The sequence below is a fragment of the Pseudoalteromonas ostreae genome, from assembly GCF_018069805.1.
In the GTDB taxonomy this organism is placed as follows: Bacteria; Pseudomonadota; Gammaproteobacteria; order Enterobacterales; family Alteromonadaceae; genus Pseudoalteromonas; species Pseudoalteromonas ostreae.
On record NZ_JAGPYN010000052.1, the window covers coordinates 1 to 1978 of the forward strand.

General features: G+C 44.7%; 1 protein-coding gene. It reads left to right on the forward strand.

The features are described from left to right. Positions 1-551 precede the first annotated feature (551 nt). Positions 552-1907 carry a group II intron reverse transcriptase/maturase gene (gene ltrA / locus J7338_RS20430; protein ID WP_228733054.1) on the forward strand — a complete coding sequence of 452 codons (1356 nt, stop codon included), beginning with the start codon at positions 552-554 and terminating at the stop codon, positions 1905-1907. Positions 1908-1978 lie beyond the last annotated feature (71 nt).

The window sequence follows — 1978 nt, forward strand, 5'->3', positions numbered from 1 at the left end:
ACTTGTGTACGCCCGACATGGGCATTGACTTATGAGGTGAAAGTCCTCTGTAGGAAGATCACCGTTTAAATAACACACTGTTATTAAACGATAACTACTAGCGAATGGCAAGGGCTAAATCGCGAGAGATAGTCTGGAGGAAGCCGCTAGCAAATCTGTGAGCTGATGAACAAAAACATCATATGAGGCGTAGTCTGGAGACGAGCTAGCACAGGATAGCGAAGTCATGTGATCTAACGGCCACCGTAAATGATGCAGTTGTGCAGAGAAAGTCGATGCACCTTATTCGGGGAGATCTGATAAACACGCATCCGCGCTAACGCTTGGAGATTACCAGTTAGGGACTGGTTGTTCAACCCTTGGCGCTCTGGTTGCTGCGACCTATAGCGAGCGAAATAGCAGTAAAACAAGCGTTAGTTTAGACGCGCTTTATCGAGTAATCGCTAGAGTGATTTATCAGAAGTCAGCAGACGGCATAGTAGCCAAACGCCCATCGTAATAGAGGGGACACGGTGAAGGCCTGAACATCTTAACCAGAGGAGAAACTACAAATGAACTTGAATTCACATAGATCACCGTGTTGTGATAGTGATGAACAGCGTTCGACTGTGAATAATACCTCGAATGAATATAACCAAACAGATCATGACCTTATGGCAAGGGTACTAAGCAACCACAATATTAGCGCAGCATGGCAACATGTTAAGCGCAATAAAGGGGCTGCGGGTATTGATAATATGAGTATTGAGGAATTTAATCACTTCGCTAAGTTACATTGGCTGGGTATTAAACAACAATTACTTAACGGCACTTATCAACCCTTGCCAGTCAAACGCGTGATGATACCCAAACCTGATGGCGGTGAGCGAATGCTTGGGATCCCTTCTGTTATCGACAGAGTGATCCAACAAGCCATTGCTCAAGTGATCAGCCCTTACTTTGAGCCTAAATTTTCACCACATAGTTATGGTTATCGCCCTCATAAAAGAGCCAGTCAAGCAGTGAACCATGTTCAGTCTTGTATTAAACAAGGTTATAAAACAGCGGTTGATATCGACTTGTCTAAGTTCTTTGATGAAGTAGACCATGACATGCTGATGAATCGTGTTGGCCGTAAAATCAAAGACAAAGCACTCATGCGCCTACTCGGTAAATACTTACGAGCGGGGATCGCAGAGCGCGAAACAGGTCTGTGGTTTGAGTCAACCAAAGGAGTCCCCCAAGGTGGGCCATTATCCCCTTTACTTTCCAACATTTTACTCGATGAATTAGATAAGAAGCTAACCTACAAACACCTTAAGTTTGCACGTTACGCTGATGACATAATCATTTTAGTAAAAACCAAAAGCGAAGGACTAATAATACAACAGGAAATTACTGCGTTTATCACTAAGCGATTAAAGCTCAAAGTGAACGAATCGAAAAGTCGGGTAGGTCCTGTATCAGGCTCGAAATTTCTCGGGTTCACATTTCGTTACGGTCAAGTGCAGATCCACGAACAGGCGCTAAAGAAATTCAAAGCAAATGTCAGGGAGCTCACTAACCGTAACTGGGGGATCTCAATGACCCTACAAATTCATAAACTCACACAGTATTTACGCGGCTGGGGACACTACTACCTGATAGCCAACGCTTATCAGCTAACGGTGGATTTAGATCATTGGATCGGACGTAGGATAAGAATGTGCTACTGGCGGCAATGGCGTAAACCTCGCACCAAAGTACGCAGTTTAATGAAATTGGGGGTCAGTGAGAGACTAGCCATAGCATGTGGTATCACCAGCAAGGGGCCTTGTCGAAGCTCAAAAACAAAAGGAATTAACATTGCGCTAGGCAATGACTATTTAGCGTCAAAAGGTTTAGTGTCACTGAGAGATATTTGGATCAATATTCATTACGGGAGGTGAACCGCCCATTGCGGACCCGCATGATGGGTGGTGTGGGGGCTGGAGGTTAGAGACCTCCGGCTACCCGATTA

What these genes read in the sequence shown, in the direction of transcription:
- ltrA (WP_228733054.1), top strand. Translation starts at nt 552, where the DNA reads ATGAACTTGAATTCACATAGATCACCGTGTTGTGATAGTGATGAACAG.